Source organism: Pseudomonas sp. DrBHI1 (assembly GCF_002205115.1).
Classification (GTDB): Bacteria; Pseudomonadota; Gammaproteobacteria; order Pseudomonadales; family Pseudomonadaceae; genus Aquipseudomonas; species Aquipseudomonas mosselii.
Window position 1 is genome coordinate 105,706 of sequence record NZ_NIBE01000029.1, and the last position, 23,097, is coordinate 128,802.

Sequence of the window (23,097 nt, forward strand, 5' to 3'; positions counted from 1 at the left end):
GAGAACTCCATGCGCATCGTCTTCGCAGGCACTCCAGAGTTTGCCGCCGAACACCTCAAGGCCCTGCTCGACAGCCCGTACGAGATCGTGGCCGTCTACACCCAGCCCGATCGCCCGGCCGGCCGTGGCCAGAAGCTCATGCCGAGCGCAGTCAAGGCGCTGGCCGTGGCCCACGACATCCCGGTGTACCAGCCGCAGACCCTGCGCAACGCCGAGGCGCAAGCCGAGCTCGCCGCGCTCAAGCCGGACCTGATGGTGGTGGTCGCCTACGGCCTGATCCTGCCGCAAGTGGTGCTGGATATTCCGCGCCTGGGCTGCATCAACAGCCACGCCTCGCTGCTGCCGCGTTGGCGTGGCGCGGCGCCGATCCAGCGCGCCGTGGAAGCCGGCGACGCCGAGAGCGGTGTGACCGTGATGCGCATGGAAGCCGGCCTGGATACCGGCCCGATGCTGCTCAAGGTGGTCACCCCGATCAGCGCCGAGGACACCGGTGGCACCCTGCATGACCGCCTCGCCGAAATGGGCCCGCCTGCTGTAGTCCAGGCAATCGCCGGCTTGGCAGACGGTTCGCTGCAAGGTGAAGTGCAGGACGATGCCCTGGCCACTTATGCCCACAAGCTGAACAAGGACGAAGCCCGCATCGACTGGAGCCGCCCGGCCGTCGAGCTGGAGCGCCTGATCCGTGCCTTCAACCCCTGGCCGGTGTGCCACAGCACCCTCGACGGCGAAAGCGTGAAGGTGCTGGCCGCCAACTTGTCCACAGGCAAGGGCGCCCCCGGCGAAATCCTCTCCGCCAGCAAGGACGGCCTGGTGGTCGCCTGCGGTGACGGCGCACTGAGCCTGACCCGCCTGCAACTGCCAGGCGGCAAGGCCCTGGCCTTCAGCGACCTGTTCAACAGCCGTCGCGAGAAGTTCGCCGGTGGCAAGGTGCTCGGCCAATGAACCCACGCCTGGCCGCCGCCCGTGCCCTTGCCGCCGTGCTCAGCGGCAAGGCTTCGCTGAACAGCTCGCTGCCGGCGCAGCTGGACAAGGTCGAGGAGCGCGACCGCGGCCTCACGCAAGACCTGGCCTTCGGCACCGCCCGCTGGCAGCCACGCCTGGACCTGCTGGCCGCACAACTGCTGCAGAAGCCATTCAAGGCCGCCGACGCCGATGTACAGGCGCTGCTGCTGGTCGGCCTGTACCAGCTGTTCTACACGCGCATCCCGGCCCACGCCGCCATCGGCGAAACCGTGGGGTGCGCTGACAAGCTCAAGAAGCCGTGGGCCAAGGGGCTGCTCAACGCCGTTCTGCGCCGCGCCCAGCGTGAAGGCGAGGAACTGCTCGCCAGCATGGAACGCGACCCGGTGGTGCGTACCGCCCACCCGCGCTGGCTGCAGAAGTCGCTGAAAGCCTTCTGGCCGGAACAATGGGAAGCCATCTGCGCCGCCAACAACGCCCACCCGCCGATGATCCTGCGGATCAACCGCCGCCATCACAGCCGCGATGCCTACCTGGCGCTGTTGGCCGAGGCCGGCATCCAGGCCAGCGCCTGCCAGTACAGCCGTGACGGCATCGTCCTGGCCGAGGCCTGCGACGTGCGCGGCCTGCCGGGCTTCGCCGACGGCTGGGTGAGCGTGCAGGACGAAGCCGCGCAGCTGTCCGCCGACCTACTCGAACTGGCCCCCGGCCAGCGCGTGCTCGACGCCTGCTGCGCCCCGGGCGGCAAGACCTGCCACCTGCTGGAAGCCGAACCTGGCCTGGCCCACATGGTCGCCATCGACCTGGAAGCCAAGCGGCTGGCCCGCGTGCGCGAGAACCTCGACCGCCTCAAGCTCGACGCCGAGCTGATCGCCTGCGACGCCCGCGATACCGCCAGCTGGTGGGACGGCAAACCGTTCCAGCGCATCCTGCTCGATGCGCCCTGCTCGGCCACCGGCGTGATCCGCCGCCACCCCGACATCAAGCTGACCCGCCAGGCCGAGGACATCCCGGCCCTGGCCACGCTGCAAGGCGAGCTGCTCGACGCCCTGTGGCCGACCCTGGAAGTGGGCGGCATGCTGCTCTACGCCACCTGCTCGAGCCTGCCGACTGAGAACACCGAAGTGATCGACGCCTTCCTCGCCCGCACCCCCGGCGCCCGCGAACTGGACCTGGCCACCGAGGCCGGCCTGCGCCAGCCCCACGGCCGCCAGTTGCTGGCCCAGGAAGGCGGCCACGACGGTTTCTACTATGCCAAGCTGATCAAGATCGCCGCCTCGCGCGGGTAAGAACAAGAACCTAGGGAGTAGCGGATGAAGATCATCATCCTCGGCGCAGGACAGGTCGGCGGCACGCTGGCGGAGCATCTGGCCAGCGAAGCCAACGACATCACCGTGGTCGACACCGATGGCGACCGTCTGCGCGACCTGGGCGACCGCCTGGACATCCGCACCGTGCAGGGCCGCGGCTCGCTGCCGACGGTGCTGCGCCAGGCCGGCGCCGACGACGCCGACATGCTGGTGGCGGTGACCAACAGCGACGAGACCAACATGGTCGCCTGCCAGGTCGCCTATTCGCTGTTCCACACCCCGACCAAGATCGCCCGGGTGCGCGAGTCGGCCTACCTGACCCGCGAAGAGCTGTTCGACAACGACCATATCCCGGTGGACGTGCTGATCAGCCCTGAACAGGTGGTGACCAACTACATCAAGCGCCTGATCGAACACCCCGGCTCGCTGCAGGTGATCGACTTCGCCGAAGGCAAGGCCCAGCTGGTGGCGGTCAAGGCCTACTACGGCGGCCCGCTGGTGGGCCAGCAACTGCGCCAGATCCGTGCCCACATGCCCAACGTCGATACCCGCGTGGCGGCGATCTTCCGTCGCGACCGGCCGATCACGCCTCAGGGCGACACGGTGATCGAGGCCGACGACGAGGTGTTCTTCATTGCCGCAAAAAAGGATATCCGCGCAGTGATGGGCGAGCTGCGGCGCATCGACGAAACCAACAAGCGCGTGGTCATCGCCGGCGGCGGACAGATCGGCGAGCGTCTGGCCGAGGCCATCGAGAGCCGCTACCAGGTAAAGATCATCGAGATGAACCCGGCGCGCTGCCGCTACCTCTCCGATACCCTGGAGAGCACCGTGGTGCTGCAGGGCAGCGCTTCTGATCGCGACCTGATGCTCGAAGAGAACATCGCCGACGCCGACATCTTCCTGGCCCTGACCAACGACGACGAAGCCAACATCATGTCGTCGCTGCTGGCCAAGCGCCTGGGCTCGCGCAAGGTGATGACCATCATCAACAACCCGGCCTACGTCGACCTGGTGCAGGGCGGCGAGATCGACATCGCCATCAGCCCGCAGCTGGCCACCATCGGCACTTTGCTGGCCCACGTGCGCCGCGGCGATATCGTCAGCGTGCACTCGCTGCGCCGGGGCGCGGCCGAGGCCATCGAAGCGGTGGCCCATGGCGATTCGAAATCGAGCAAGGTGGTGGGCAAGGCCATCGAGGACATCTCGTTGCCACCGGGCACCACCATCGGCGCGATCATCCGCGACGAGGAAGTGCTGATCGCCCACGACGACACGGTGATCGAGTCGGGCGACCATGTGATCCTGTTCGTTGTGGATAAAAAGCATATTCGGGACGTGGAGAAGCTGTTCCACGTGGGCCTGAGTTTCTTCTAGGAGGGAAGGACATGCGCGAATCGCTGGAGAAGATGCTGGCCAAGGGTGTGGATAACCCGCTGCTGAGATTCGGGCTGGGCAAGGCCTGGCTGGACGAGGGCAATGGCGCGCAAGCGGCGGTGCACCTGTCGGCTTGTGTGAAGAAGGATCCGAAGTACTCGGCTGCGTGGAAGCTGCTGGGGAAGGCGTATCAGTTGAGCGGGGATCTGGACGGCGCGCGCAAGGCCTGGGAAGAGGGGATCGTCGCGGCGCAGGCCCATGGCGACAAGCAGGCCGAGAAAGAAATGACCGTTTTTCTCAAGAAGCTAAACAAGGCTTGAGATCGCCGGGGCTGCTTTGCAGCCCATCGCGACACAAGGCCGCTCCTACAGAGGATTGCGATCGCCTGTAGGAGCGGCCTTGTGTCGCGAAAGGGGCGCAAAGCGCCCCCAACAATCTCAATACCAGCGCGCCTCACCCGCCGGACGCTTCTTGAAGCGCTTCATGCTCCACATGTACTGGCTCGGATACTCGCGCACATAACGCTCGACCACCTTGCTCATGGCCGCCGCCGATTCAGTCACATCGGTGCTGTACATCGCTTCCGGCGCCGCTTCCAGGAACACCTTGAAACCCGAGCCATCCGGCAACCGCAGGGCATGCAGGAAAACCCCCACCGCCTTGCCGCCAGCCAGCATGTTCGGCACGAACTTGCTGGTCAGCGCCTGGGTGCCGAGGAACGGCACGAACACACCCGCGGACTCGGCCGGCTCCGGGTCGGCCGGAATCCCCACTTGGCCACCCCGGCGCACTTCCTTGATCACGCTGAGGATGCCTTCCTTGGTCGAAGGCGCCACGCGGTTGCCCATCTGCACCCGCTGTTCACGCAGCAGGTCATCCACCGCCTTCAGCTTGGGCGGGCGGTAGAAGATGATCGGTTTGCACTGGTTGCAATAGAAGTGGTTGAGCACTTCCCAGTTGCCCAGGTGGCTGGTGATGCCCACCACGCCCTTGCCCGAGGCCAGGGCCTGCTCCAGCACTTCAAGGCCGTGCACTTCCTTGACTAGCTCCAGCGAGCGCTGCGGCGGCCAGATCCAGGCACAGGCGCTCTCGACAAACGACTTGCCGATGTCCTTCAACGCACGGCCAACCAGCTGCTCGCGTTCGACCGGGTCCATCTCCGGGAAACACTTGGCCAGGTTGATGCGCACGACATTGCGCGAGCCATTGGGGATTTTCCACATCAGCCAGCCGATACCGGCGCCGACGCGCTGCACAGCGCCCCAAGGCAGCTTGGCAAACAGGCGCAGCACCCCGACCATCAGGGCGCCCTTGAACTTTTCCACAGGCGAATTCCTTATTTCAGCAAGGCGCGCATTGTACCCCGTCAGCGCACCAGCGCGGCGTAGCGATCGCAGTCGGTGGTGTGGTCCATGACCATGCCGGTGGCCTGCATGAAGGCGTAGCAGATGGTCGGCCCGACAAAGGTGAAACCGGCCTTTTGCAGGGCCTTGCTCATGGCCTTGGCCTCGTCGGTGACCGCCGGCACGTCGCCACGGCCCTGGAAATGATTGATCTTCGGCGCGCCTCCGACGAACGACCACAGCCACTGCGCCGGGTTATCCACAGCCAGCCAGGCCAGGGCGTTGCGGCGCACGGCCTTGAGCTTGAGACGATTGCGGATGATGCCGGGGTCCAGCATCAGCTCCTCGATGCGCTCATCGCTCAGGCGCGCCAGCTTCACCGGATCGAAGCCATCCAGCACCTGGCGATAGCGTTCGCGTTTCTTCAATACCGTGATCCACGACAACCCCGCCTGGAACCCTTCGAGCAAAAGCATCTCGAAGAGCAACGCCGGGTCGTGCTGCGGCGTTCCCCACTCGTGGTCGTGATAGGCCTGGTACAACGGATCGTCGGAACACCAAAAGCAGCGTGGCATAAGGCTCCAATAACGTAGAGGGCGAGGCGAATCGGGTATACTCCCGCTCTTTACATCCGCATCCCCAGATACAGGTGAATTTCGTGAGCCAGCCTACGCCAGCCGTGCGTACCTTCCAAGACCTGATCCTCGCCCTGCAGAACTACTGGGCCGAGCAAGGTTGTGTGGTGCTTCAGCCCTACGATATGGAAGTAGGCGCCGGCACTTTCCACACCGCTACCTTCCTGCGCGCCGTCGGCCCGGAGACCTGGAACGCCGCCTACGTGCAGCCCAGCCGTCGCCCTGCCGACGGGCGGTATGGCGAAAACCCCAACCGCCTGCAGCACTACTACCAGTTCCAGGTGGTGCTCAAGCCGAACCCGGCCAACTTCCAGGAGCTGTACCTCGGCTCGCTGAAAGCCATCGGCCTGGATCCGCTGGTTCACGACATCCGCTTCGTCGAAGACAACTGGGAATCGCCGACCCTCGGCGCCTGGGGCCTGGGTTGGGAAATCTGGCTGAACGGCATGGAAGTGACCCAGTTCACCTACTTCCAGCAGGTCGGTGGCATCGAGTGCTACCCGGTCACCGGTGAGATCACCTACGGCCTGGAGCGCCTGGCCATGTACCTGCAGGGTGTGGACTCGGTCTACGACCTGGTATGGGCCGACGGCCCGTTCGGCAAGGTCACCTACGGCGACGTGTTCCACCAGAACGAAGTGGAGCAGTCGACCTACAACTTCGAGCACGCCAACGTCGAGAAGCTGTTCGAGCTGTTCGACTTCTACGAAAGCGAAGCGAACCGCCTGATCAAGCTGGACCTGCCGCTGCCGACCTACGAAATGGTCCTGAAGGCCTCGCACACCTTCAACCTGCTGGACGCCCGCCGCGCCATCTCGGTGACCGAGCGCCAGCGCTACATCCTGCGCGTGCGTACCCTGGCCCGGGACGTGGCGCAAAGCTATCTGCAAGCCCGCGCACGCCTGGGCTTCCCGATGGCCTCTCCCGAACTGCGTGACGAAGTGTTGGCTAAGCTGGAGGCTGCACAATGAGTGCTCAAGATTTCCTGGTTGAACTGGGCACCGAAGAGCTGCCACCGAAGGCCCTCGCCACCCTGGGCGACGCCTTCCTCGCCGGCATCGAGAAAGGCCTGCAGGCCGCCGGCCTGAACTACACCGGCAAGCAGGTCTACGCCGCGCCGCGCCGCCTGGCCGTGTTGATCCGCCAGCTGGACGTGCAGCAGCCGGACCGCAGCATCAACATCGACGGCCCGCCCGTGCAGGCCGCGTTCAACGCCGAAGGCCAGCCGACCCAGGCCGCCCTGGGCTTTGCCAAGAAGTGCGGCGTGGAGCTGTCGGACATCGACCAGAGCGGCCCCAAGCTGCGCTTCTCCCAGCACATTCCGGGCAAGGCCACCGCCAGCCTGCTGCCGACCATCGTCGAGGATTCGCTCAACGACCTGCCAATCCCCAAGCGCATGCACTGGGGCGCCAGCCGTGAAGAGTTCGTGCGCCCAACCCAGTGGCTGGTGATGCTGCTGGGCGATCAGGTGGTCGACTGCACCCTCCTGGCCCAGAAGGCCGGCCGTGAATCGCGTGGCCACCGCTTCCACCACCCGGAAAACGTACTCATCACCACCCCTGCCAACTACGTCGAGGACCTGCGCAAGGCCCACGTGCTGGCCGACTTCGCCGAGCGTCGCGAGCTGATCAGCAAGCGCACCGCCGAGCTTGCCATGCAGCAGGAAGGCACGGCCATCGTGCCGCCGGCGCTGCTGGACGAAGTGACCGCCCTGGTCGAGTGGCCGGTGCCGCTGGTGTGCTCGTTCGAGGAGCGTTTCCTCGAGGTGCCGCAGGAAGCCCTGATCACCACCATGCAGGACAACCAGAAATACTTCTGCCTGCTGGACAGCGAAGGCAAGCTGCTGCCGCGCTTCATCACCGTGGCCAACGTCGAGAGCCGCGATCCGAAGCAGATCGTGCAGGGTAACGAGAAGGTCGTGCGCCCACGACTGACCGACGCCGAGTTCTTCTTCAAGCAGGACAAGAAGCAGCCGCTGGAAAGCTTCAACGAGCGCCTGAAGAACGTGGTGTTCCAGGCTCAGCTGGGCACCGTGTTCGACAAGGCCGAGCGCGTTTCCAAGCTGGCCGCCTTCATTGCCCCGTACATCGGTGGCAGCGCCGCCAACGCCGGCCGTGCCGGCCTGCTGTCCAAGTGCGACCTGGCCTCGGAAATGGTCGGCGAATTCCCTGAAATGCAGGGCATCGCCGGCTACTACTACGCCCTCAACGACGGCGAGCCGCAAGACGTCGCCCTGGCGCTGAACGAGCAGTACATGCCGCGCGGCGCCGGCGCCGAGCTGCCGCAGACCCTCACCGGTGCCGCCGTGGCCATCGCCGACAAGCTCGACACCCTGGTCGGGATCTTCGGCATCGGCATGCTGCCCACCGGCAGCAAGGACCCGTACGCCCTGCGTCGTGCTGCCCTGGGCGTGCTGCGTATCCTGATCGAGAAGCAGCTGGACCTGGACCTGGCCGTCGCGGTCGAGTTCGCGGTCAAGCAGTTCGGTGCCAAGGTCAAGGCCGCCGGCCTGTCCGAGCAGGTGCTGGAGTTCGTCTTCGACCGCCTGCGCGCGCGCTACGAGGACGAAGGCATCGACGTCTCCACCTACCTGTCGGTGCGTGCCCTGAAGCCGGGCTCGGCGCTGGACTTCGACCAACGCGTGCAGGCCGTGCAGGCCTTCCGCAAGCTGCCGGAAGCCGAAGCCCTGGCCGCGGCGAACAAACGCGTATCGAACCTGCTGGGCAAGGCCGAAGGCGCCATCGCCGACCAGGTCGAGCCGAAGTACTTCGACAACGCCAATGAGTTCTCCCTGTACTCGGCCATCCAGCAGGCCGACCAGGCCGTGCAACCGATGGCGGCCGCGCGTCAGTACAGCGAGGCCCTGGCCCGCTTGGCCGCCCTGCGTGACCCGGTCGATGCCTTCTTCGAGGCGGTGATGGTCAACGCCGAGGATGCCAAGGTGCGCGCCAACCGTTATGCCCTGCTCAGCCGCCTGCGCGGTCTGTTCCTGGGCGTGGCCGATATCTCGCTGCTGGGGTGAGCCGTTGAAACTGCTGATCCTTGATCGAGACGGAGTGATCAACCACGACTCCGACGCCTACATCAAGTCGCTGGAGGAGTGGATCCCCATTCCTGGCTCGATCGAGGCCATCGCGCAGTTGAGCAAGGCAGGCTGGACGGTGGCGGTTGCCACCAACCAGTCCGGCATTGCCCGCGGCTACTACCCGCTGGAAACCCTCGAGGCCATGCATGCGCGCCTGCGCGCGCTGGTGGCCGAGCAGGGCGGCGAGGTCGGCCTGATCGTGCATTGTCCGCACGGCCCGGACGAGGGCTGCGACTGCCGCAAGCCCAAGCCCGGCATGCTGCGGACAATCGCCGAGCACTACCAGGTACCGCTGGCCGGCGTATGGTTCGTCGGTGACAGCAAAGGTGACCTGGAGGCGGCCCTGGCCGTCGATGCACAACCCGTGTTGGTAAAAACCGGCAAGGGTGAAAGGACCCTGGAAAAAGGTGTCCCGCAAACTACACTGATTTTCGACGATCTGGCAGCCATCGCCAGAGAAATTATTTAAATGAGTGCGCCAGGACCGGCGCACTTTTCATTAGGCGGGCACGCCCCGCAACGGTACATGCCACTATGTCGATCCTGCAGGCGATCAGAATCTTTCTTTTTTACCTGCTGTTGGGCACCAGTTCGCTGCTGTGGTGCTCGCTGAGCTTCTTCGTCGCGCCTTTCCTGCCGTTCCCCAAGCGCTACAAGTTCATCAACGTGTACTGGTGCCGCTGCGCGCTGTTCCTGGTGCGGACGATCCTGCGTATCGACTACAAGGTCACCGGCGCCGAGAACGTGCCTGACGTGCCCTGCGTGATCCTGTCGAACCACCAGAGCACCTGGGAGACATTCTTCCTCTCGGCGTACTTCTCGCCGCTGAGCCAGGTACTCAAGCGCGAGTTGCTGTACGTGCCGTTCTTCGGCTGGGCCATGGCCATGCTGCGACCGATCGCCATCGACCGGAAGAACCCGAAGGAGGCTCTGCGCCAAGTTGCCAGCCAGGGCGACGAACTGCTCAAGCAGGGTACCTGGGTGCTGATCTTCCCCGAAGGCACCCGCGTGCCGCATGGGCAGATGGGCAAGTTTTCCCGCGGCGGCACCGCGCTGGCGGTGAATGCCGGCCTGCCGGTATTGCCGATCGCCCACAACGCCGGCAAGTTCTGGCCGCGTGAAGGCTGGGGCAAGCGCCCGGGCACCATCGAGGTGGTGATTGGCGAGCCGATGTATCCGGAGGGGACAGGCCCGCGTGCCATCGCCGAGCTCAACGACCGTGCCCAGGCATGGAACGAGGCGGCTCAACGCGCCATGGGTTCGCTGCCGCCAGCGGCGGAAAAACCCGAGCAGCAGCCTGCCTGACGTTCTGTGGATAACTTGTTAGCAATTTTTGGATTAAGCGTCTTCAAACATAGCTAAGTGATTGAATTAGCTATTTATTTCCGTGTATGACGTTTTTTCGAAAATCGTGCATAAGTTTTTTCCCGCGATAAAAAAACCGGCTTTTACGCCGGTTTTTTTGTGCATGGGTTTCCCTTCTAGCTAGTTGACGCGATACCTGTAGGAGCGGCCTTGCCGAGGCGTCGGACCGGTCGGAAAGGGCCGCAGAGCGGCCCCAGTGCCTCACACCTTGTCGATATCCACATCCCGGGTCTCTTTCAGGCAGAAGATCCCCACCACCAGGCTCACCCCGGTGATCAGCACCGGGTACCAAAGCCCATAGAAGATATCCCCGGTATACACCACCAACGCGAACGACACCGTCGGCAGGAAGCCGCCGAACCAGCCGTTGCCGATGTGGTAGGGCAGCGACATCGAGGTGTAGCGGATGCGCGTCGGGAACAGCTCGACCATCACCGCCGCCAGCGGCCCGTAGGTCATGGTGGCGATCAGGATCATGGCGACGATCAGCACCACCACCATCACCTGGTTCACCTGCGCTGGGTCCGCCTTGGCCGGGTAGCCGGCGCTATCGATGGCACTGCGCATGGCCGTTTCGTCGAAGCCATTGATGGTCTTGTCGCCGATGCTGACGATCACCTCGCTGCCAGCGACACTCACCGAGCTGTAGGGCAGGCCCTGCTTGACCAGGAACGTCTTGACCTTGTCGCACGGGCTGTCGAAGCGTGCCTTGCCCACCGGATCGAACTGGAAGGTGCAGCCCTTGGGATCTGCGGTGACGACGATCGGCGCCTGGCGACTGGCGGCGTCGATCTGCGGATTGGCGTAATGGCTCAGGGCCTTGAACAGCGGGAAGTACAACACCGTCGCCAGCAAAAGGCCAAGCATCAGGATCGGCTTGCGCCCGACCCGGTCCGATAGCCAGCCGAAGAACACGAAGAACGGCGCACCGATCACCACGCTGATGATCAGCAGGGTGTTCGCCTGGGCCGGGTCCATCTTGAGCATCTGGGTCATGAAGAACAGCACGTAGAACTGCGCGGTGTAGAAGGTCACCGCTTGCCCGGCATTGATGCTGAACAGTGCCGTGAGCACCACTTTCAGGTTCGGCCAGGAGGTGAACGACTCGCGGATCGGCGACTTGCTCACCTTGCCCTGGGCCTTCATTTTCACGAAGGCCGGCGACTCGTGCATGCTCATGCGGATCCAGGTGGATATCGCCAGCAGCACGATCGACAGCAGGAACGGCAGGCGCCAGCCCCAGGTTTCGAACTGGTCGCCACTGATGTAGCGGCTGGCCAGGACGACGGTCAGCGACAGCAGCAGGCCCAATGTGGCAGTGGATTGGATGAAGCCGGTGTGGAAACCACGTTTGCCATGAGGCGCGTGCTCGGCGACATAGGTGGCCGCGCCGCCGTATTCACCGCCCAACGCCAGGCCCTGGAGCATGCGCAGCACCACCAGGATGATCGGCGCGGCGATACCGATGCTGGCGTAGGTGGGCAAAAGACCCACGGCGAAGGTCGACAGGCCCATCAGCACAATGGTCACCAGGAAGGTGTACTTGCGCCCGATCATGTCGCCCAGCCGGCCGAACACCAGCGCGCCGAACGGGCGCACCAGGAAGCCGGCGGCGAAGGCCATCAGGGCGAAGATGAAGGCGGTGGTGTCGTTGACCCCCGCGAAGAATTGCTTGCTGATGACCGCGGCCAGCGCGCCATAGAGAAAAAAGTCATACCACTCGAACACCGTCCCGAGGGATGACGCGAAAATGATCTTGCGCTCTTCACGACGGCTTGGGCTGCTCGCCGCCGCCCCCTGTTCCTGGATGTAATCCGACATCGTTGCTGTCCTCGGCCCGCAGGCCACAGTGATTATTCTTGTTGTTCCACTGTCGGCGACTTGCGACCACAAGCCGCCGCTGTTGCAAACACCCGGGTCAGGGCGTCGGTATCGCGCTGGCGTCGCTGAGGTTGGTCTGGGTATTGGCCCCCTTGAGGATCAGTTGTGCCGCCTTTTCGGCAATCATCAACGTGGGTGAACAGGTATTGCCGGAGACGATCTGCGGCATGATCGAGGCGTCGGCCACGCGCAGGCCGGGAATGCCATGCACGCGAAGCTGGTTATCCACAACATCGAGCGCGCCACTGCCCATGCGGCAGGTGCCCACCGGGTGGAAGATGGTGGTACCGATCTGGCCGGCGGCCTGGTGCAGCTCGTCCTCGCTCTGCAAGGCGGGGCCTGGCAAATACTCGCGAGGATCGAAGGCCGCCAGGGCAGGGGCCTGGACGATGCGTCGGGTGAGGCGGATGGCCTCGGCGGCGACGCGCAGGTCCTCGGGGTCGCTCAGGTAGTTGGGGTCGATCACCGGCGCGGCATTCATGTCCGCCGAGCGGATGTCGATGCGTCCACGGCTCGCCGGGCGCAGGTTGCACACCGAGGCGGTGAACGCCGGAAAGCGATGCAGCGGCTCGCCGAAGCGGTCCAGCGACAACGGCTGCACGTGGTATTGCAGGTTGGCCGTTGCCTGCTCGGGGCCTGAACGGGCGAAGGCGCCCAGCTGGCTCGGCGCCATGGCCAATGGGCCACTGCGGTCGTAAGCGTAGCGCAGGCCCATGCCCAGCTTGCCCCACAGGCTGTTGGCCATCTGATTGAGGGTGCGGGTGTTGTGGACCTGATAGATCAGGCGCAGTTGCAGGTGATCCTGCAGGTTGCCGCCAACCCCGGGCATCTCATGGCGAACTCCGATACCCAAGCCTTCGAGCAGCTTGCGTGGGCCGATGCCGGAGCGTTGCAGAATGCCGGGCGAGCCCACGGAGCCCGCGCACAGGACGATCTCGCGGCGAGCGGCGAACTCATGCCAGGCGCCTTGCCACGAGGCCTTCACCGCCCGGGCGCGGGTGTTGTCGAGCAGCACCTGGTCGACCTGCACGCCCGTCAACACTGTCAGGTTGGGGCGCTTGAGGATGGGCCTGAGAAACGCCTTGGCCGAGTTCCAGCGCACACCGCTGCGCTGATTGACCTGAAAATATCCACAGCCCGCGTTGTCGCCCATGTTGAAGTCGTCGACCTTGGCGATGCCACTCTGCTCGGCGGCATCGCGGAAGGCATCGAGGATCGGCCAGCTGTAGCGCTGCTGCTCCACCCGCCATTCCCCCTCGGCGCCGTGGCTGTCGCTGGCGCCGGCGAAGTGGTTCTCGCAGGCCTTGAACAAGGGCAGCACATCCTTCCACGCCCAGCCGTCGTTGCCTTGCTCGGCCCAGCGGTCGTAGTCGGCGGCCTGGCCCCGCATGTAGATCATGCCGTTGATCGACGAGCAGCCGCCCAGCACCTTGCCCCGTGGATAACCCAGGCTGCGACCGTTCAGGCCGGGCTGGGCCTCGGTCTTGAAGCACCAGTCGGTGCGTGGATTGCCGATGCAGTAGAGGTAACCGACGGGGATGTGAATCCAGGGATAGTTGTCGCGGCCACCCGCCTCGAGCAGCAATACGCGGCACGAAGGGTCGGCGGACAAGCGGTTGGCCAGTAGGCAACCGGCGGGACCGGCTCCCACGACCACATAGTCGTAGACAGGATCGGCTGATGGCATGTGCAACCTCGCGCCTGATTATTATTCTTGTCCCGATCCATCTTATTGATTAATTTCGCCGAGGAAACACGAGATTTTGCGCAGCCGTTGTGCGTTTTAGCACAACGACTATCTGATTGTGGGAGCGGGCTTGCCCCGCGATGGCTTCAACAGCCAGCACTTCCAAGGACGCCCATGTTCGACTGGAACGATCTGCGGTTTTTCCTCGAGTTGCAGCGCAGCGGCCGCCTGCTCACCGCCGCCAAGCGCCTCAACACCACCCACAGCACCGTGGCCCGGCACATCGAGAGCATCGAAAAGCACCTGGGTACCGCGCTGTTCGTCCAGCACGCCCAGGGCTATGAACTCACGCCTTCCGGCCAGGCCCTGCTCAAGCACGCCGAAGCCATGGAGAACGTTGCCCTGCTGGCGCAGGAAGAAATCACCCAGGCCATCACGCCACTGGGCAAGATCCGCCTGGGGGTGACCGAAGGCATCGGCATCATGTTCTTCACCCCGCGCATGAAAGCCTTGTTCCAACGCTACCCGGGGCTCGAAGTGGAATTGGTGGCGGTGCCGCGTTTCGTCAGCATCCTCAACCGCGAAGCCGAGATCAGCATTCACCTGGAACGTCCCAACGCCGACCTGCTGATCACCCGCAAGCTCACCGATTACCGCCTCGCCCTGTACGCCAGCCAGGACTACCTGGACCGCGCACCACCGCTGCACAGCCGCGAAGACCTGGCCCGGCACAGCTGGATCGGCTATGTCGACGACCTGCTGTTCAGCCAGGAGCTGCTGTTCCTCAACAGTTTCTGCCGGGCGCCCACCGTGGTGTTCCGCAGCACCAGCGTGATCGCCCAGCAGCACGCGGCACAGGCCGGGCTGGGCATCGCCGTGTTGCCGAACTACATGGCCCGCCACGATCCGAAGCTGGTGCGCGTGCTGCCCAGCGAGACCATCCAGCGCAGCTACTGGATCTGCACACGCCGCGAGCTGCACAAGTCGGTACGCCTGCGGGTGGTGTGGGACTACCTGCTGGCGCTGTGCGCCGCCGAGCAGGACGAGTTGCTAGCCGAATAGCGCCTTGCCGGCCAGTAACACCGCGGCGCCACAACCCACCACGGCGAACAGCTGCTGCAGGCGCGGGCCGGCCAGCTTGCTCGCCAACGGCCGCGCCAGCAGCAAACCCAGCACTGCCCCCACCGCGAACGGCGCCGCGACCCACCAGTGCATCACGCCCGCCACGCTGGCGCTGATCACGCTACCGGTAGACACCAGGGCAATCACCGCCAGCGAGGTGGCGACGATGCTTTTCATGTTCAGGTTGGTATAGCGGTTCAGCGCCGGGATGATCACGAAACCACCACCGACCCCCAACAGGCCTGACAGCAACCCCGACAGCATCCCGGTGAACGCCAGTGCCCGGGCGCAGGGCAGGGTCCAGCGCAAGCGCCCCTGCAGCGGGTTGAGCACGCAGGGCATGATCTCCCGCTCCCCACAGGGCGACTCGCCACGCAGTTCACGCGCGGCCTTGCGCCAGATCCGCAGGCAGGCGTACACCAGTACCCCGGCGAACACCAAGGCCAACGGCGTGTTGGGCAAACGATGGGCGAGCATCAGGCCGAACGGCGCGCAGGCAATTCCGATCACCGCGATGAACGCGGCCGCCCGATAGCGCACCAGCCCTTGGCGCAGGCCGAGCACCGCACCAACCGACGCCGCCAGCCCTACGGCCAGCAGTCCGATCGGCGCCGCCTCGACCATGCTCAGTCCCAGGCCGAACACCAGCAGCGGCACCGCCAGGATGCCACCGCCGGCGCCGGTCAGCGCCAGCACCGCGCCAATGATCGCGCCGAGCCCGGCGCCCAGCAGTTGGTGTTCGATCACTGCTGCGCCTCGACCACCAGAGGTTGCGGCCGGGCTAGCCATTCGCGGCCCTTGAGCATGGCCTTCCAGTACAGCGGCGGCAGGATCTGCGCCTTGAGCAACCAGGCCAGGCGGGTTGGCTTGCGGCCATCGAGCAGCCAGCGCGGGAAGCTCGGCGCCACCTTGCCGCCATAGGTAAACTCGGCCAGGACGATCTTGCCGCGTTCCACCGTCAACGGGCAGGAACCATAGCCATCGTACTGGGCCAGGGTCGACAGGCGACCGAGTGCCACCAGCACATTGTTGGCCACCACCGGCGCCTGCTTGCGGGCGGCGGCGGCGGTCTTGGCGTTGCTGGTATTGGCCACGTCACCCAACGCGTGGACATTGCCGAACTGGCGATGACGCAAGGTATGCGGGTCGACATCCACCCAGCCCGCCGCATCGGCCAGCGGGCTCTGGCGGATGAAGTCAGGCGCCACCTGCGGCGGCACCACATGCAGCATGTCGAAGGCTTCGACCCGGGTCTCGGTGGTGCCATCGGGGAGGGTACGGATAAACGTGGCGCGCTTGTTCGGACCATCCACCGCCGTCAGGCGATGCTGGTAGTTCAGGTCCACGCCGTACTTGTCGATGTAGCTCATCAGCGCCGGCACATAATCCGGCACACCGAACAGCACCGCCCCGGCATTGAAGAAGCTGGCCCTGACATTGCCCAGGTGCCCCTTGCGCAACCAGTGATCACAGGACAGGTACAGCGCCTTCTGCGGCGCACCGGCGCATTTGATCGGCATCGGCGGCTGGGTGAAGAGGGCGCGCCCCTGCTTGAGGTTCTGTACCAGTTGCCAGGTGTAGGGCGCCAGGTCGTAGCGGTAGTTGGAGGTGACACCGTTGCGACCGAGGGTCTCGCTCAAACCCTCGATGGCGTTCCAATCGAGTTTCAATCCCGGGCAAACCACCAGTTGCTCATAGCTGACCGCACGCCCGTCCTCGAGCACGACCAGTTGCCCTTGAGGGTCGAAGCTCTCCACCCGCGCCTTGATCCAACGCACGCCACGGGGCAGGGTGGCCGCCATGGTCTGGGCGGTGCTCGGCGCCTTGAAAACACCGGCACCGACCATGGTCCAGCCAGGCTGGTAGTAGTGCACGTCGGCAGGGTCGATCAGGGCAATGTCCAGCGACGGATCACGGGCGATCAGGCTGGACGCGGTGGCGATACCAGCGGCACCGGCGCCGACGATCACCACCTTGTGGTGGTCGGCACGGAAGGAATCGGCAGGGGACAGCAAGGCAGGCATGGCGGTGTTCCTTGGAAATCTCGTTATGGGTACGGCGTGGCTTACAGCTTGTTCAGCGGGATCTTCAGGTAGCTCACACCGTTGGCTTCAGGTTCGGGGAATTGCCCGCTGCGCATGTTGATCTGCACCGACGGCAGGATCAGCACGGGCATGTCGAGGGTCTTGTCACGGGCTTCGCGCATCTGCACGAAGCTGTCTTCGCTGATCCCTTCATGGATATGAATGTTGTCGGCGCGTTGCTCGGCCACGGTGGTGACGAAGCGCAGCTCACGGCCACCAGGCAGGTAGTCGTGGCACATGAACAGCCGGGTCTGGTCGGGGAAGGCGAGCAGGCGACGGATCGACTGGTACAGGGTTCGCGCGCTGGCGCCAGGAAAGTCGCAACGGGCGGTGCCATAGTCGGGGGTGAACAAGGTGTCGCCGACGAACACAGCGATCTCGCCCGCATCCTCGACCATGTAGCTCATGCACGCCGGGGTATGCCCAGGGGTGTGCAGGGCACGGGCATGCAGGTTGCCGATGCGAAATCCCTCCTCATCTTCGAACAGGACGTCGAACTGGCTGCCGTCACGGGCAAAACCCGGCTCGGCGTTGAACAGGGTGCCGAAGACTTTCTGCACCTGGGTGATCTGCGCGCCGATCGCGATGCTGCCGCCAAGCCGCTCCTTGAGGTAGGCCGCCGCAGACAGATGGTCGGCGTGCACATGGGTATCCAGGATCCATTGCACCTTGGCATCCAGCGCTTCGACGCGGGCGATCAGCTTGTCCGCCGAATCGGTGCAGGTGCGCCCGGACTTGGGGTCGTAGTCCAGCACGCTGTCGATCAGCGCGCATTGGCGCGTCTCGCCATCCATGACCAGGTAGCTGATGGTCCAGGTCGCCTTGTCGAAGAACGCTTCGACGTGAAGGTTGTTGCCGATGATCATTGCACTCTCCAGTTATCCACCGAGCCTCCTTGAAGGCATAGGCAGTGAAGGGTGCTTTATCAAGATACATGCCAGCCCTTCAGATAGGACGCCGTCCCCTTGCAGGAGCGGCCTCGTGCCGCGATGGCTGCGCAGCAGCCCCATTACAGCCAGCCAAAGGTGACAGTTCCTGGCAGTCGACTGTCAGCCGATGGCAGTGTTTGGCAGTCCTTGCTACCCTCGCCAGGTCCTTCACCTGGTGCTGTCATGCTAGCCGCTTCCCATCCCGCGATCCTCGCGCTGGTGTCCTACCTCGAACACGATGTGCTACCCAGCATCGTGCTGGATACCGACTACAACATCCTGGCTGCCAACGCGGCGTACCGTCGTCAGTTCGGCAACGAGGAGCACGCGCCGATCGGCGAAAAATGCCACCGGGTCTCGCACCACTATGCCGTGCCCTGCGACCAAGCCGGGGAACATTGCCCGCTGCGCAAGTCGCTGGACAGCAAAGTGCCCGAGCGCGTGCTGCACATCCATCACACCCCGCGAGGGCCGGAGCATGTGGATGTGGAACTGCGCCCGATCCTCGATGACGAGGGCAGGGTGGTGGCCTTCGTCGAACGCCTGACCAGCGTCACACTGGCATCGGCACAACCTCAACAACAAGGGTTGGTTGGCCGGGCGCCAGCCTTCAAGAACGCCGTGGCCAGTTTGCAACGTGCAGCCCCTGCGCAGATTCCGGTACTGCTCCAGGGCGAGTCGGGTACGGGCAAGGAGCTGTTCGCCCGCGCCTTGCACCTGGGTAGCCCCCGTGCCAATGGCCCCCTGGTGGTGGTGGACTGCACCGGGCTGACCGAGTCGTTGTTCGAGAGTGAACTGTTCGGCTATGAGAAGGGCGCCTTCACCGGCGCGACTCAACGCAAGATCGGCCTGGCCGAGGCTGCTCACGGTGGCACCCTGTTCCTCGATGAGATTGGTGAAGTACCGCTGGCGATGCAGGTGAAACTGCTGCGCCTGATCGAATCCGGCAGCTTCCGTCCGGTCGGCAGCACGCGCACGGTCCATTCGGATTTCCGCCTGGTCTCGGCCACGCACAAGCCCTTGAAGGAGATGGCCGCCGAAGGGACGTTTCGCGAAGACCTGTATTACCGCATCAGCGGATTCCCGATTCGCCTGCCATCGCTGCGTGAGCGAGTCGAGGATTTACCGTTGCTCTGTGAGAGTCTGCTGCAACGCATGGCCGGCAAGCACTCGCCCAAGGTCACCGCCGAAGCACTCGCTTGCCTCAACCTGCATACATTCCCAGGCAACATTCGCGAGCTCAGAAACATCTTGGAGCGCGCGCGGTTGTTTGCTGATGATGGGCTGATTCGTCCCGAACATCTTCCGGAAGATATCCACCCGACTGTAAGGCAACCAGGTGTTCGGGGACGTAGGAACGAAATGGCCGATCTGGCCCATGCCCTGGAAACCTTCAGCGGTTCCCGAAGTGAATTGGCCGATCACCTCGGGATGAGCGAACGCACGTTGTACCGCCGACTTAAAGCATTGGGGATTTCGTAGTTCCACGTGGAACATTCATGAAGGTAAAAAAAAAGCCAATCCCTGGGGATTGGCTTTCTTGTACTACCCGCAGATGTAGGTTCACAAAATAGGTGATAGGCCAGACCCCGTGAAATTGGAATCTTCGCCATTTTTTTTGTGAAATGAAGGGGTGCTTTTCACAGAAAAGCCGAGAAATCCCTACTCACCAATCACAAAAGTTGATTGGCCTGGAAAGGGCCGTTTACGACCGACGCGTGACTTTTCGGTAAGGGATGAGGAGTAGTCGCAGCGATCCTTTAGCTCCTAGTCTGGCGACCTTGGGTTCAGAATCCGACTGGCAATGCCCGCCGTCACTACTTCAGAGGAACCAGCTTCCTCTGCTGCCAAAATTGCGGGGGGCTCATGCTGGTACCCAGGCCCGACAAATGCGCAGTTGCAGCCCTCAATTGCAAGGCTATCCAAAGCGGCACGCGTGTCAATCAAGATCTGATGCATGACGATGGCCGGCCTCACGGAGGTGAAACCGGAGATTCAGATTGACTAAACCGACCCCGTAGACACCAACCTCCACGAAGGCCGCTATCGACCCAAAGCTGTCCTTCAAGAAAGGCAGCTAACGGCGAGAAGCGGTCATTTTGTATCTACAGGTTTCGGGGCGATTCACTCGTCTGATGCTCAGGAGCACCAGGATGGGCGTCAAGGAGGTGGTCATCTTGAGGTGGACTATGCTGACCAGTTGCTCTCAAATCTAATCGTGAGGTCCTCCATGGCAAACCCCAATCTGCTGGCTCTATTCAGAGATGAAGTCCTTCTGACCGGGCCTGAAAGCTCCCTTCCAAGCAACCTATCTCAGTTCTGGCTTGAGGAGCTCCAGAGTCATCTGGAGAGGTATTTCGACGGTTTGAACTCGGATTCAGATGCAGAAGAGAAGGATCTCGACATCTCTCTCCCACTCGCAGCGATCATCCACATCTTGTTCGCGAAGAATGGTGGGGAGGAGATATCCGAGAGCTCTGAAAAGCTGTACGAGTATTTCCAAGACTACCGGCTCGAACTGGCCCTTGAAGAGATCACGCGAAAGACTCATGTGGCTGCCGAGGCTGCAACCATTGAGACCATCTTCACCAACCGAGATGTCCTGGTGGAACAAGGCCCCCTTCTTCAATAGGTACCTCCACCGATGCCATCGCCGGCGGGCACGCTCCGAGGCATTGATGGAATGCATTTTGACGGCTGCCGAGATCAGCGAATGAAAGAAATTGCTGCGCCGATGTTCGATCTAATCGCTTTGTCGCTTCCACGAGGGTTGGGGTTTGGGGACAGCCCGCCAGTAGGGGCATGGCTTAGTGAGGACGGAATTTCTTGTGCCGCTCTAACCCGAAATATCCATGCCGGCAGCTTCGGAATTGTCACCTTGCGGCGTCGTGTCGATAGCGTGTGGGTGCTCCTCAGCCATAGTGAGCGCACCACTGGCGAGTCTGAAGCCCGCGCCTCAATCAGCCATTTTCTCTATACCCAAGCCCATCCGCTTCCACTCCCTTCAGGTGAACGACGACGTGCTCCTCTAAGCAGAATGGGTAAGCGCACACCAAGCGTGGTGTTCAAATCACTATTTGATCCAAGCCGCCGTATTGGGGCGTGGGCGCTGAATCAACTGTATCTCGCACTGCCATCCCCAGACAGAAATTGGGTTCCCGATTGCCAGACTGAGAATTTTCACACCCGCCTCTGGGAAGCCCACCTATTAGCGATTTTTCGTGAACAGGGACTCTTGGTCACCCAGCCTAAAGAATCACCCGATTTTCACATCGAGAATAGGCTGGGAGATGAGGCCTGGGTTGAAGCAGTGACAGCCAACCCGGAAGAGCGGTATGAGCATTTTGGCGCCTCGCCGGTCCCCCCACCCGCTGACCGACATGAGCGTTTCTTAGGAGCGGCTGCAGAAAGGTTTGCGAGGACCATCCAAAACAAATTGGACAAGCGTTACGAATCCCTACCGCACGTGGAGGGTAAGCCGCTCATTCTGGCCTTAGCCGATTTCCATGCGCCCAGTTCAATGCTGTGGAGCAGGGAGTCGCTCATCAGCTATCTCTATGGCTTTGCAGTTCACTCATCTGCGCATCGTGGTACGCACCTGATAACTGTGGAGGAAGAGACATCTCTGCTATCAGGGCGCCCCAACGGCCTATTTACGCTAATGGAAAATGCCCATCTTTCAGCGGTCATTTTCACCAATGCCTGCACAGTGCCAAAGCTCAGCCGAGTGCCGATCTCAGGTGGAGCTCATCTAGACGGGTACCGATACTTGCGGTTTGGTGAGTTTTTCGACCGTTCTCCGGGAGCATCACGAGGTATCCCATTTCTGTTGGATGTAGCGTCCAGCGACTACGGTCAGCTCTGGCCGCAATATGGCTACGAGCCGTGGTCTGCTGAAGTGGAGGTATTCCATAACCCTATGGCACTATACCCGGTGCCTAATGAGTTGATACCAGAAGTCACCCACTGGAGAGAAGTAAACGGAAGAGTCGAGTGCGAATCTTTCTTTGATGTATCCATACTCCGATCCAGAACACTCGTCCTCAGTGCAAACGCTAAGGTTCCGTCACTCGATGAGTTGCTGACAGCAGCCAGTCCTCCAGAGCTCTGACGGCGGCGGGGTGGCCGCATCGTTGCCACGCAGGTAGATGAGAATTTCTCAGCAAGCTACCCAGCCAGGGGAAGGACATGAGATCCCCTGCGCAATTCAGGACCGTTGAAGCGTCACCTCTCTTCGGGTAAAAGCATGACCGTCATACAACGCTACAACAGCGTCATACCCGAGAGCATAGGAAGAAAAATGTCGATCCAAGGACTAAAACGATACTTTGGAAACAAGATTCACGCAGTGATAATGATGGCCCCGCTTAAGCGGGAAATGATACGCCTCGGCATATGCACCCTTATGGCGATTATTCTGAATATCATCTTGTATACCGGCGTTGAAGTAGACGGCACCATCAAGCCGTGGGCAGAAACCCCGATAAAACTGTTTGCATCGTCGATGTTATTCGCCTTCATGATCAAGGCTTTTCTGCCAGTTCTCGGCTGGACGATACTGAAAGCAATGCTGTTGAGTGCGAACAATGCCTTCAGCGGCATACTGAGTTTTTTGGGCAATCAGTTCACAGGCGTCATGTACTGTACCGGAATTATTATGGGTTCTATCACGATTAAATTGCATATGGTTTCCGGGGTTTTAGACTCTGAGTTTGCTTATCTGTCCGCAATCGTATTTGCTTCCGGGGTTTTATATTTCTATGTGCTGCAATGCGCCATTCAAAAAACAATGAGTCCGGCCCTGCGTACACCAGCAGTACCGCGTTAAACCACTAGGCTGTGACTATTCATCTCTGGTGCTCAGTAGGCGCTCGCTCTGCTGAACCCTCACCCATACACAACCATTAATGGACTGGCCCGCCTTCGACTTTATGAAGAAGGCGAGCGAGCACGTGACTGATTGCGCATGTATTCCGAGATGAGACTTTCGAAATTGATGTCCGCCTCCTCAACGAGAATATTGACGTGACAGTACAGCTCTTCAGGACCTCTGAGATAATTGAAAATCCTTGATCTAACGATGCCGCAAACCCCTTCTTTGACCGCCGTAGAGGGGAGGTTGATAACATCGCCAACGCACGGGATAAGAGCTAGGCCATGGTCGCTGTTGAAGACAATGTCAGCTGGACAGGCATCAATGCTGGCATCGGATTGTCCTTGCGAAACCTGCTGATAATCAATGCTATACCTCATGTACAGCCTACCTCATTTGTTGAGTGAGGAATCAGCGCCGCGGATCGTAAACAGAAACCTCAAGTT

Annotated in this window: 21 protein-coding genes; 13 read left to right on the forward strand and 8 right to left on the reverse strand. The window is 62.4% G+C overall.

The window, feature by feature from the left end; translation table 11 throughout:
• Window positions 1–9 precede the first annotated feature (9 nt).
• The 4 genes from fmt to CC207_RS05095 are packed head-to-tail and all read left to right on the forward strand — an operon-like array spanning window position 10 to window position 3,967.
• The gene (fmt, locus tag CC207_RS05080) at window positions 10–942 is read left to right on the forward strand and encodes a methionyl-tRNA formyltransferase (RefSeq protein ID WP_028690049.1); all 933 of its coding nucleotides are present in this window, start codon (window positions 10–12) and stop codon (window positions 940–942) included.
• Complete coding sequence (gene rsmB, locus CC207_RS05085) at window positions 939–2,249, forward strand: 16S rRNA (cytosine(967)-C(5))-methyltransferase RsmB (RefSeq protein ID WP_069015957.1); 1,311 nt, start codon at window positions 939–941, stop codon at window positions 2,247–2,249. Before fmt ends, rsmB begins: the two co-directional genes overlap by 4 nt.
• A 24-nt stretch (window positions 2,250–2,273) precedes the next feature.
• On the forward strand, window positions 2,274–3,647 hold the full coding sequence (trkA, locus tag CC207_RS05090; protein ID WP_028690047.1) for a Trk system potassium transporter TrkA: 1,374 nt from the start codon (window positions 2,274–2,276) through the stop codon (window positions 3,645–3,647).
• A gap of 11 nt (window positions 3,648–3,658) precedes the next feature.
• Entirely contained in the window at window positions 3,659–3,967 is a 309-nt protein-coding gene (locus CC207_RS05095) for a M48 family metallopeptidase (RefSeq protein ID WP_088851685.1), read from the forward strand.
• Window positions 3,968–4,084: 117 nt separating this feature from the next.
• On the opposite strand, the gene CC207_RS05100 is transcribed toward CC207_RS05095, so the two are convergent.
• Both CC207_RS05100 and CC207_RS05105 read right to left on the reverse strand, forming a co-directional pair.
• Window positions 4,085–4,972: a lysophospholipid acyltransferase gene (locus tag CC207_RS05100; RefSeq protein ID WP_028690045.1), complete on the reverse strand. Its 888-nt coding sequence runs from the start codon at window positions 4,970–4,972 to the stop codon at window positions 4,085–4,087.
• A gap of 41 nt (window positions 4,973–5,013) precedes the next feature.
• Complete coding sequence (locus CC207_RS05105; protein ID WP_028690044.1) at window positions 5,014–5,565, reverse strand: DNA-3-methyladenine glycosylase I; 552 nt, start codon at window positions 5,563–5,565, stop codon at window positions 5,014–5,016.
• An 83-nt stretch (window positions 5,566–5,648) separates the two neighbouring features.
• Between CC207_RS05105 and glyQ the strand changes: the two genes are divergently transcribed.
• The 4 genes from glyQ to CC207_RS05125 all read left to right on the forward strand — a co-directional run bounded on the left by glyQ (window position 5,649) and on the right by CC207_RS05125 (window position 10,015).
• Entirely contained in the window at window positions 5,649–6,596 is a 948-nt protein-coding gene (glyQ, locus tag CC207_RS05110; protein ID WP_011531473.1) for a glycine--tRNA ligase subunit alpha, read from the forward strand.
• The gene (gene glyS, locus CC207_RS05115) at window positions 6,593–8,647 is read left to right on the forward strand and encodes a glycine--tRNA ligase subunit beta (RefSeq protein WP_062360031.1); all 2,055 of its coding nucleotides are present in this window, start codon (window positions 6,593–6,595) and stop codon (window positions 8,645–8,647) included. The genes glyQ and glyS overlap by 4 nt, the downstream gene beginning before the upstream one ends.
• A gap of 4 nt (window positions 8,648–8,651) precedes the next feature.
• On the forward strand, window positions 8,652–9,179 hold the full coding sequence (gene gmhB, locus CC207_RS05120; protein ID WP_028690042.1) for a D-glycero-beta-D-manno-heptose 1,7-bisphosphate 7-phosphatase: 528 nt from the start codon (window positions 8,652–8,654) through the stop codon (window positions 9,177–9,179).
• 65 nt (window positions 9,180–9,244) lie between these two features.
• A complete protein-coding gene (locus tag CC207_RS05125; protein WP_028690041.1) occupies window positions 9,245–10,015 on the forward strand; it encodes a 1-acyl-sn-glycerol-3-phosphate acyltransferase in 771 nt (256 codons plus the stop codon).
• Between the two features lie 261 nt (window positions 10,016–10,276).
• On the opposite strand, the gene CC207_RS05130 is transcribed toward CC207_RS05125, so the two are convergent.
• Both CC207_RS05130 and CC207_RS05135 read right to left on the reverse strand, forming a co-directional pair.
• A complete protein-coding gene (locus tag CC207_RS05130) occupies window positions 10,277–11,896 on the reverse strand; it encodes an MFS transporter (RefSeq protein WP_028690040.1) in 1,620 nt (539 codons plus the stop codon).
• A 97-nt stretch (window positions 11,897–11,993) separates the two neighbouring features.
• Window positions 11,994–13,643: a GMC family oxidoreductase gene (locus CC207_RS05135; RefSeq protein WP_088851686.1), complete on the reverse strand. Its 1,650-nt coding sequence runs from the start codon at window positions 13,641–13,643 to the stop codon at window positions 11,994–11,996.
• Between the two features lie 174 nt (window positions 13,644–13,817).
• Between CC207_RS05135 and CC207_RS05140 the strand changes: the two genes are divergently transcribed.
• Window positions 13,818–14,705: a LysR family transcriptional regulator gene (locus CC207_RS05140; protein ID WP_028690038.1), complete on the forward strand. Its 888-nt coding sequence runs from the start codon at window positions 13,818–13,820 to the stop codon at window positions 14,703–14,705.
• Here CC207_RS05140 and CC207_RS05145 read toward each other — a convergent pair.
• Genes CC207_RS05145 through CC207_RS05155 form a run of 3 tightly spaced genes read right to left on the reverse strand, consistent with a single transcriptional unit; the run spans window position 14,694 to window position 17,715 of the window.
• Complete coding sequence (locus CC207_RS05145; protein ID WP_028690037.1) at window positions 14,694–15,512, reverse strand: sulfite exporter TauE/SafE family protein; 819 nt, start codon at window positions 15,510–15,512, stop codon at window positions 14,694–14,696. The genes CC207_RS05140 and CC207_RS05145 overlap by 12 nt on opposite strands.
• Window positions 15,509–16,789, reverse strand: a complete 1,281-nt coding sequence (locus CC207_RS05150; protein WP_088851687.1) for an FAD/NAD(P)-binding oxidoreductase — start codon at window positions 16,787–16,789, stop codon at window positions 15,509–15,511. Before CC207_RS05150 ends, CC207_RS05145 begins: the two co-directional genes overlap by 4 nt.
• A 41-nt stretch (window positions 16,790–16,830) precedes the next feature.
• Complete coding sequence (locus tag CC207_RS05155) at window positions 16,831–17,715, reverse strand: MBL fold metallo-hydrolase (protein WP_062360039.1); 885 nt, start codon at window positions 17,713–17,715, stop codon at window positions 16,831–16,833.
• Between the two features lie 246 nt (window positions 17,716–17,961).
• Here CC207_RS05155 and CC207_RS05160 point away from each other — a divergent pair, with 246 nt between their 5' ends.
• From CC207_RS05160 to CC207_RS05175, 4 genes are all read left to right on the forward strand, one after another.
• Entirely contained in the window at window positions 17,962–19,260 is a 1,299-nt protein-coding gene (locus CC207_RS05160) for a sigma-54-dependent Fis family transcriptional regulator (RefSeq protein ID WP_062360041.1), read from the forward strand.
• Between the two features lie 700 nt (window positions 19,261–19,960).
• Entirely contained in the window at window positions 19,961–20,410 is a 450-nt protein-coding gene (locus tag CC207_RS05165; protein ID WP_011953113.1) for a hypothetical protein, read from the forward strand.
• Window positions 20,411–20,491: 81 nt separating this feature from the next.
• Window positions 20,492–21,889, forward strand: a complete 1,398-nt coding sequence (locus CC207_RS05170) for a hypothetical protein (RefSeq protein ID WP_230491487.1) — start codon at window positions 20,492–20,494, stop codon at window positions 21,887–21,889.
• Window positions 21,890–22,078: 189 nt separating this feature from the next.
• Window positions 22,079–22,606: a hypothetical protein gene (locus CC207_RS05175; RefSeq protein WP_088851690.1), complete on the forward strand. Its 528-nt coding sequence runs from the start codon at window positions 22,079–22,081 to the stop codon at window positions 22,604–22,606.
• Between the two features lie 101 nt (window positions 22,607–22,707).
• On the opposite strand, the gene CC207_RS05180 is transcribed toward CC207_RS05175, so the two are convergent.
• A complete protein-coding gene (locus CC207_RS05180) occupies window positions 22,708–23,031 on the reverse strand; it encodes a hypothetical protein (protein ID WP_010951457.1) in 324 nt (107 codons plus the stop codon).
• Window positions 23,032–23,097: the final 66 nt, after the last annotated feature.

Bases quoted from the DNA above. Each gene is read 5' to 3' on its own strand.
- trkA (WP_028690047.1), top strand. From the start codon at position 2,274: ATGAAGATCATCATCCTCGGCGCAGGACAGGTCGGCGGCACGCTGGCG.
- glyS (WP_062360031.1), top strand. From the start codon at position 6,593: ATGAGTGCTCAAGATTTCCTGGTTGAACTGGGCACCGAAGAGCTGCCA.
- CC207_RS05175 (WP_088851690.1), top strand. From the start codon at position 22,079: ATGTCGATCCAAGGACTAAAACGATACTTTGGAAACAAGATTCACGCA.
- CC207_RS05125 (WP_028690041.1), top strand. From the start codon at position 9,245: ATGTCGATCCTGCAGGCGATCAGAATCTTTCTTTTTTACCTGCTGTTG.
- CC207_RS05130 (WP_028690040.1), bottom strand. From the start codon at position 11,896: ATGTCGGATTACATCCAGGAACAGGGGGCGGCGGCGAGCAGCCCAAGC.
- CC207_RS05135 (WP_088851686.1), bottom strand. From the start codon at position 13,643: ATGCCATCAGCCGATCCTGTCTACGACTATGTGGTCGTGGGAGCCGGT.
- fmt (WP_028690049.1), top strand. From the start codon at position 10: ATGCGCATCGTCTTCGCAGGCACTCCAGAGTTTGCCGCCGAACACCTC.
- rsmB (WP_069015957.1), top strand. From the start codon at position 939: ATGAACCCACGCCTGGCCGCCGCCCGTGCCCTTGCCGCCGTGCTCAGC.
- CC207_RS05160 (WP_062360041.1), top strand. From the start codon at position 17,962: ATGCTAGCCGCTTCCCATCCCGCGATCCTCGCGCTGGTGTCCTACCTC.
- CC207_RS05095 (WP_088851685.1), top strand. From the start codon at position 3,659: ATGCGCGAATCGCTGGAGAAGATGCTGGCCAAGGGTGTGGATAACCCG.
- CC207_RS05180 (WP_010951457.1), bottom strand. From the start codon at position 23,031: ATGAGGTATAGCATTGATTATCAGCAGGTTTCGCAAGGACAATCCGAT.
- CC207_RS05170 (WP_230491487.1), top strand. From the start codon at position 20,492: ATGAAAGAAATTGCTGCGCCGATGTTCGATCTAATCGCTTTGTCGCTT.
- CC207_RS05150 (WP_088851687.1), bottom strand. From the start codon at position 16,789: ATGCCTGCCTTGCTGTCCCCTGCCGATTCCTTCCGTGCCGACCACCAC.
- CC207_RS05155 (WP_062360039.1), bottom strand. From the start codon at position 17,715: ATGATCATCGGCAACAACCTTCACGTCGAAGCGTTCTTCGACAAGGCG.
- CC207_RS05105 (WP_028690044.1), bottom strand. From the start codon at position 5,565: ATGCCACGCTGCTTTTGGTGTTCCGACGATCCGTTGTACCAGGCCTAT.
- CC207_RS05140 (WP_028690038.1), top strand. From the start codon at position 13,818: ATGTTCGACTGGAACGATCTGCGGTTTTTCCTCGAGTTGCAGCGCAGC.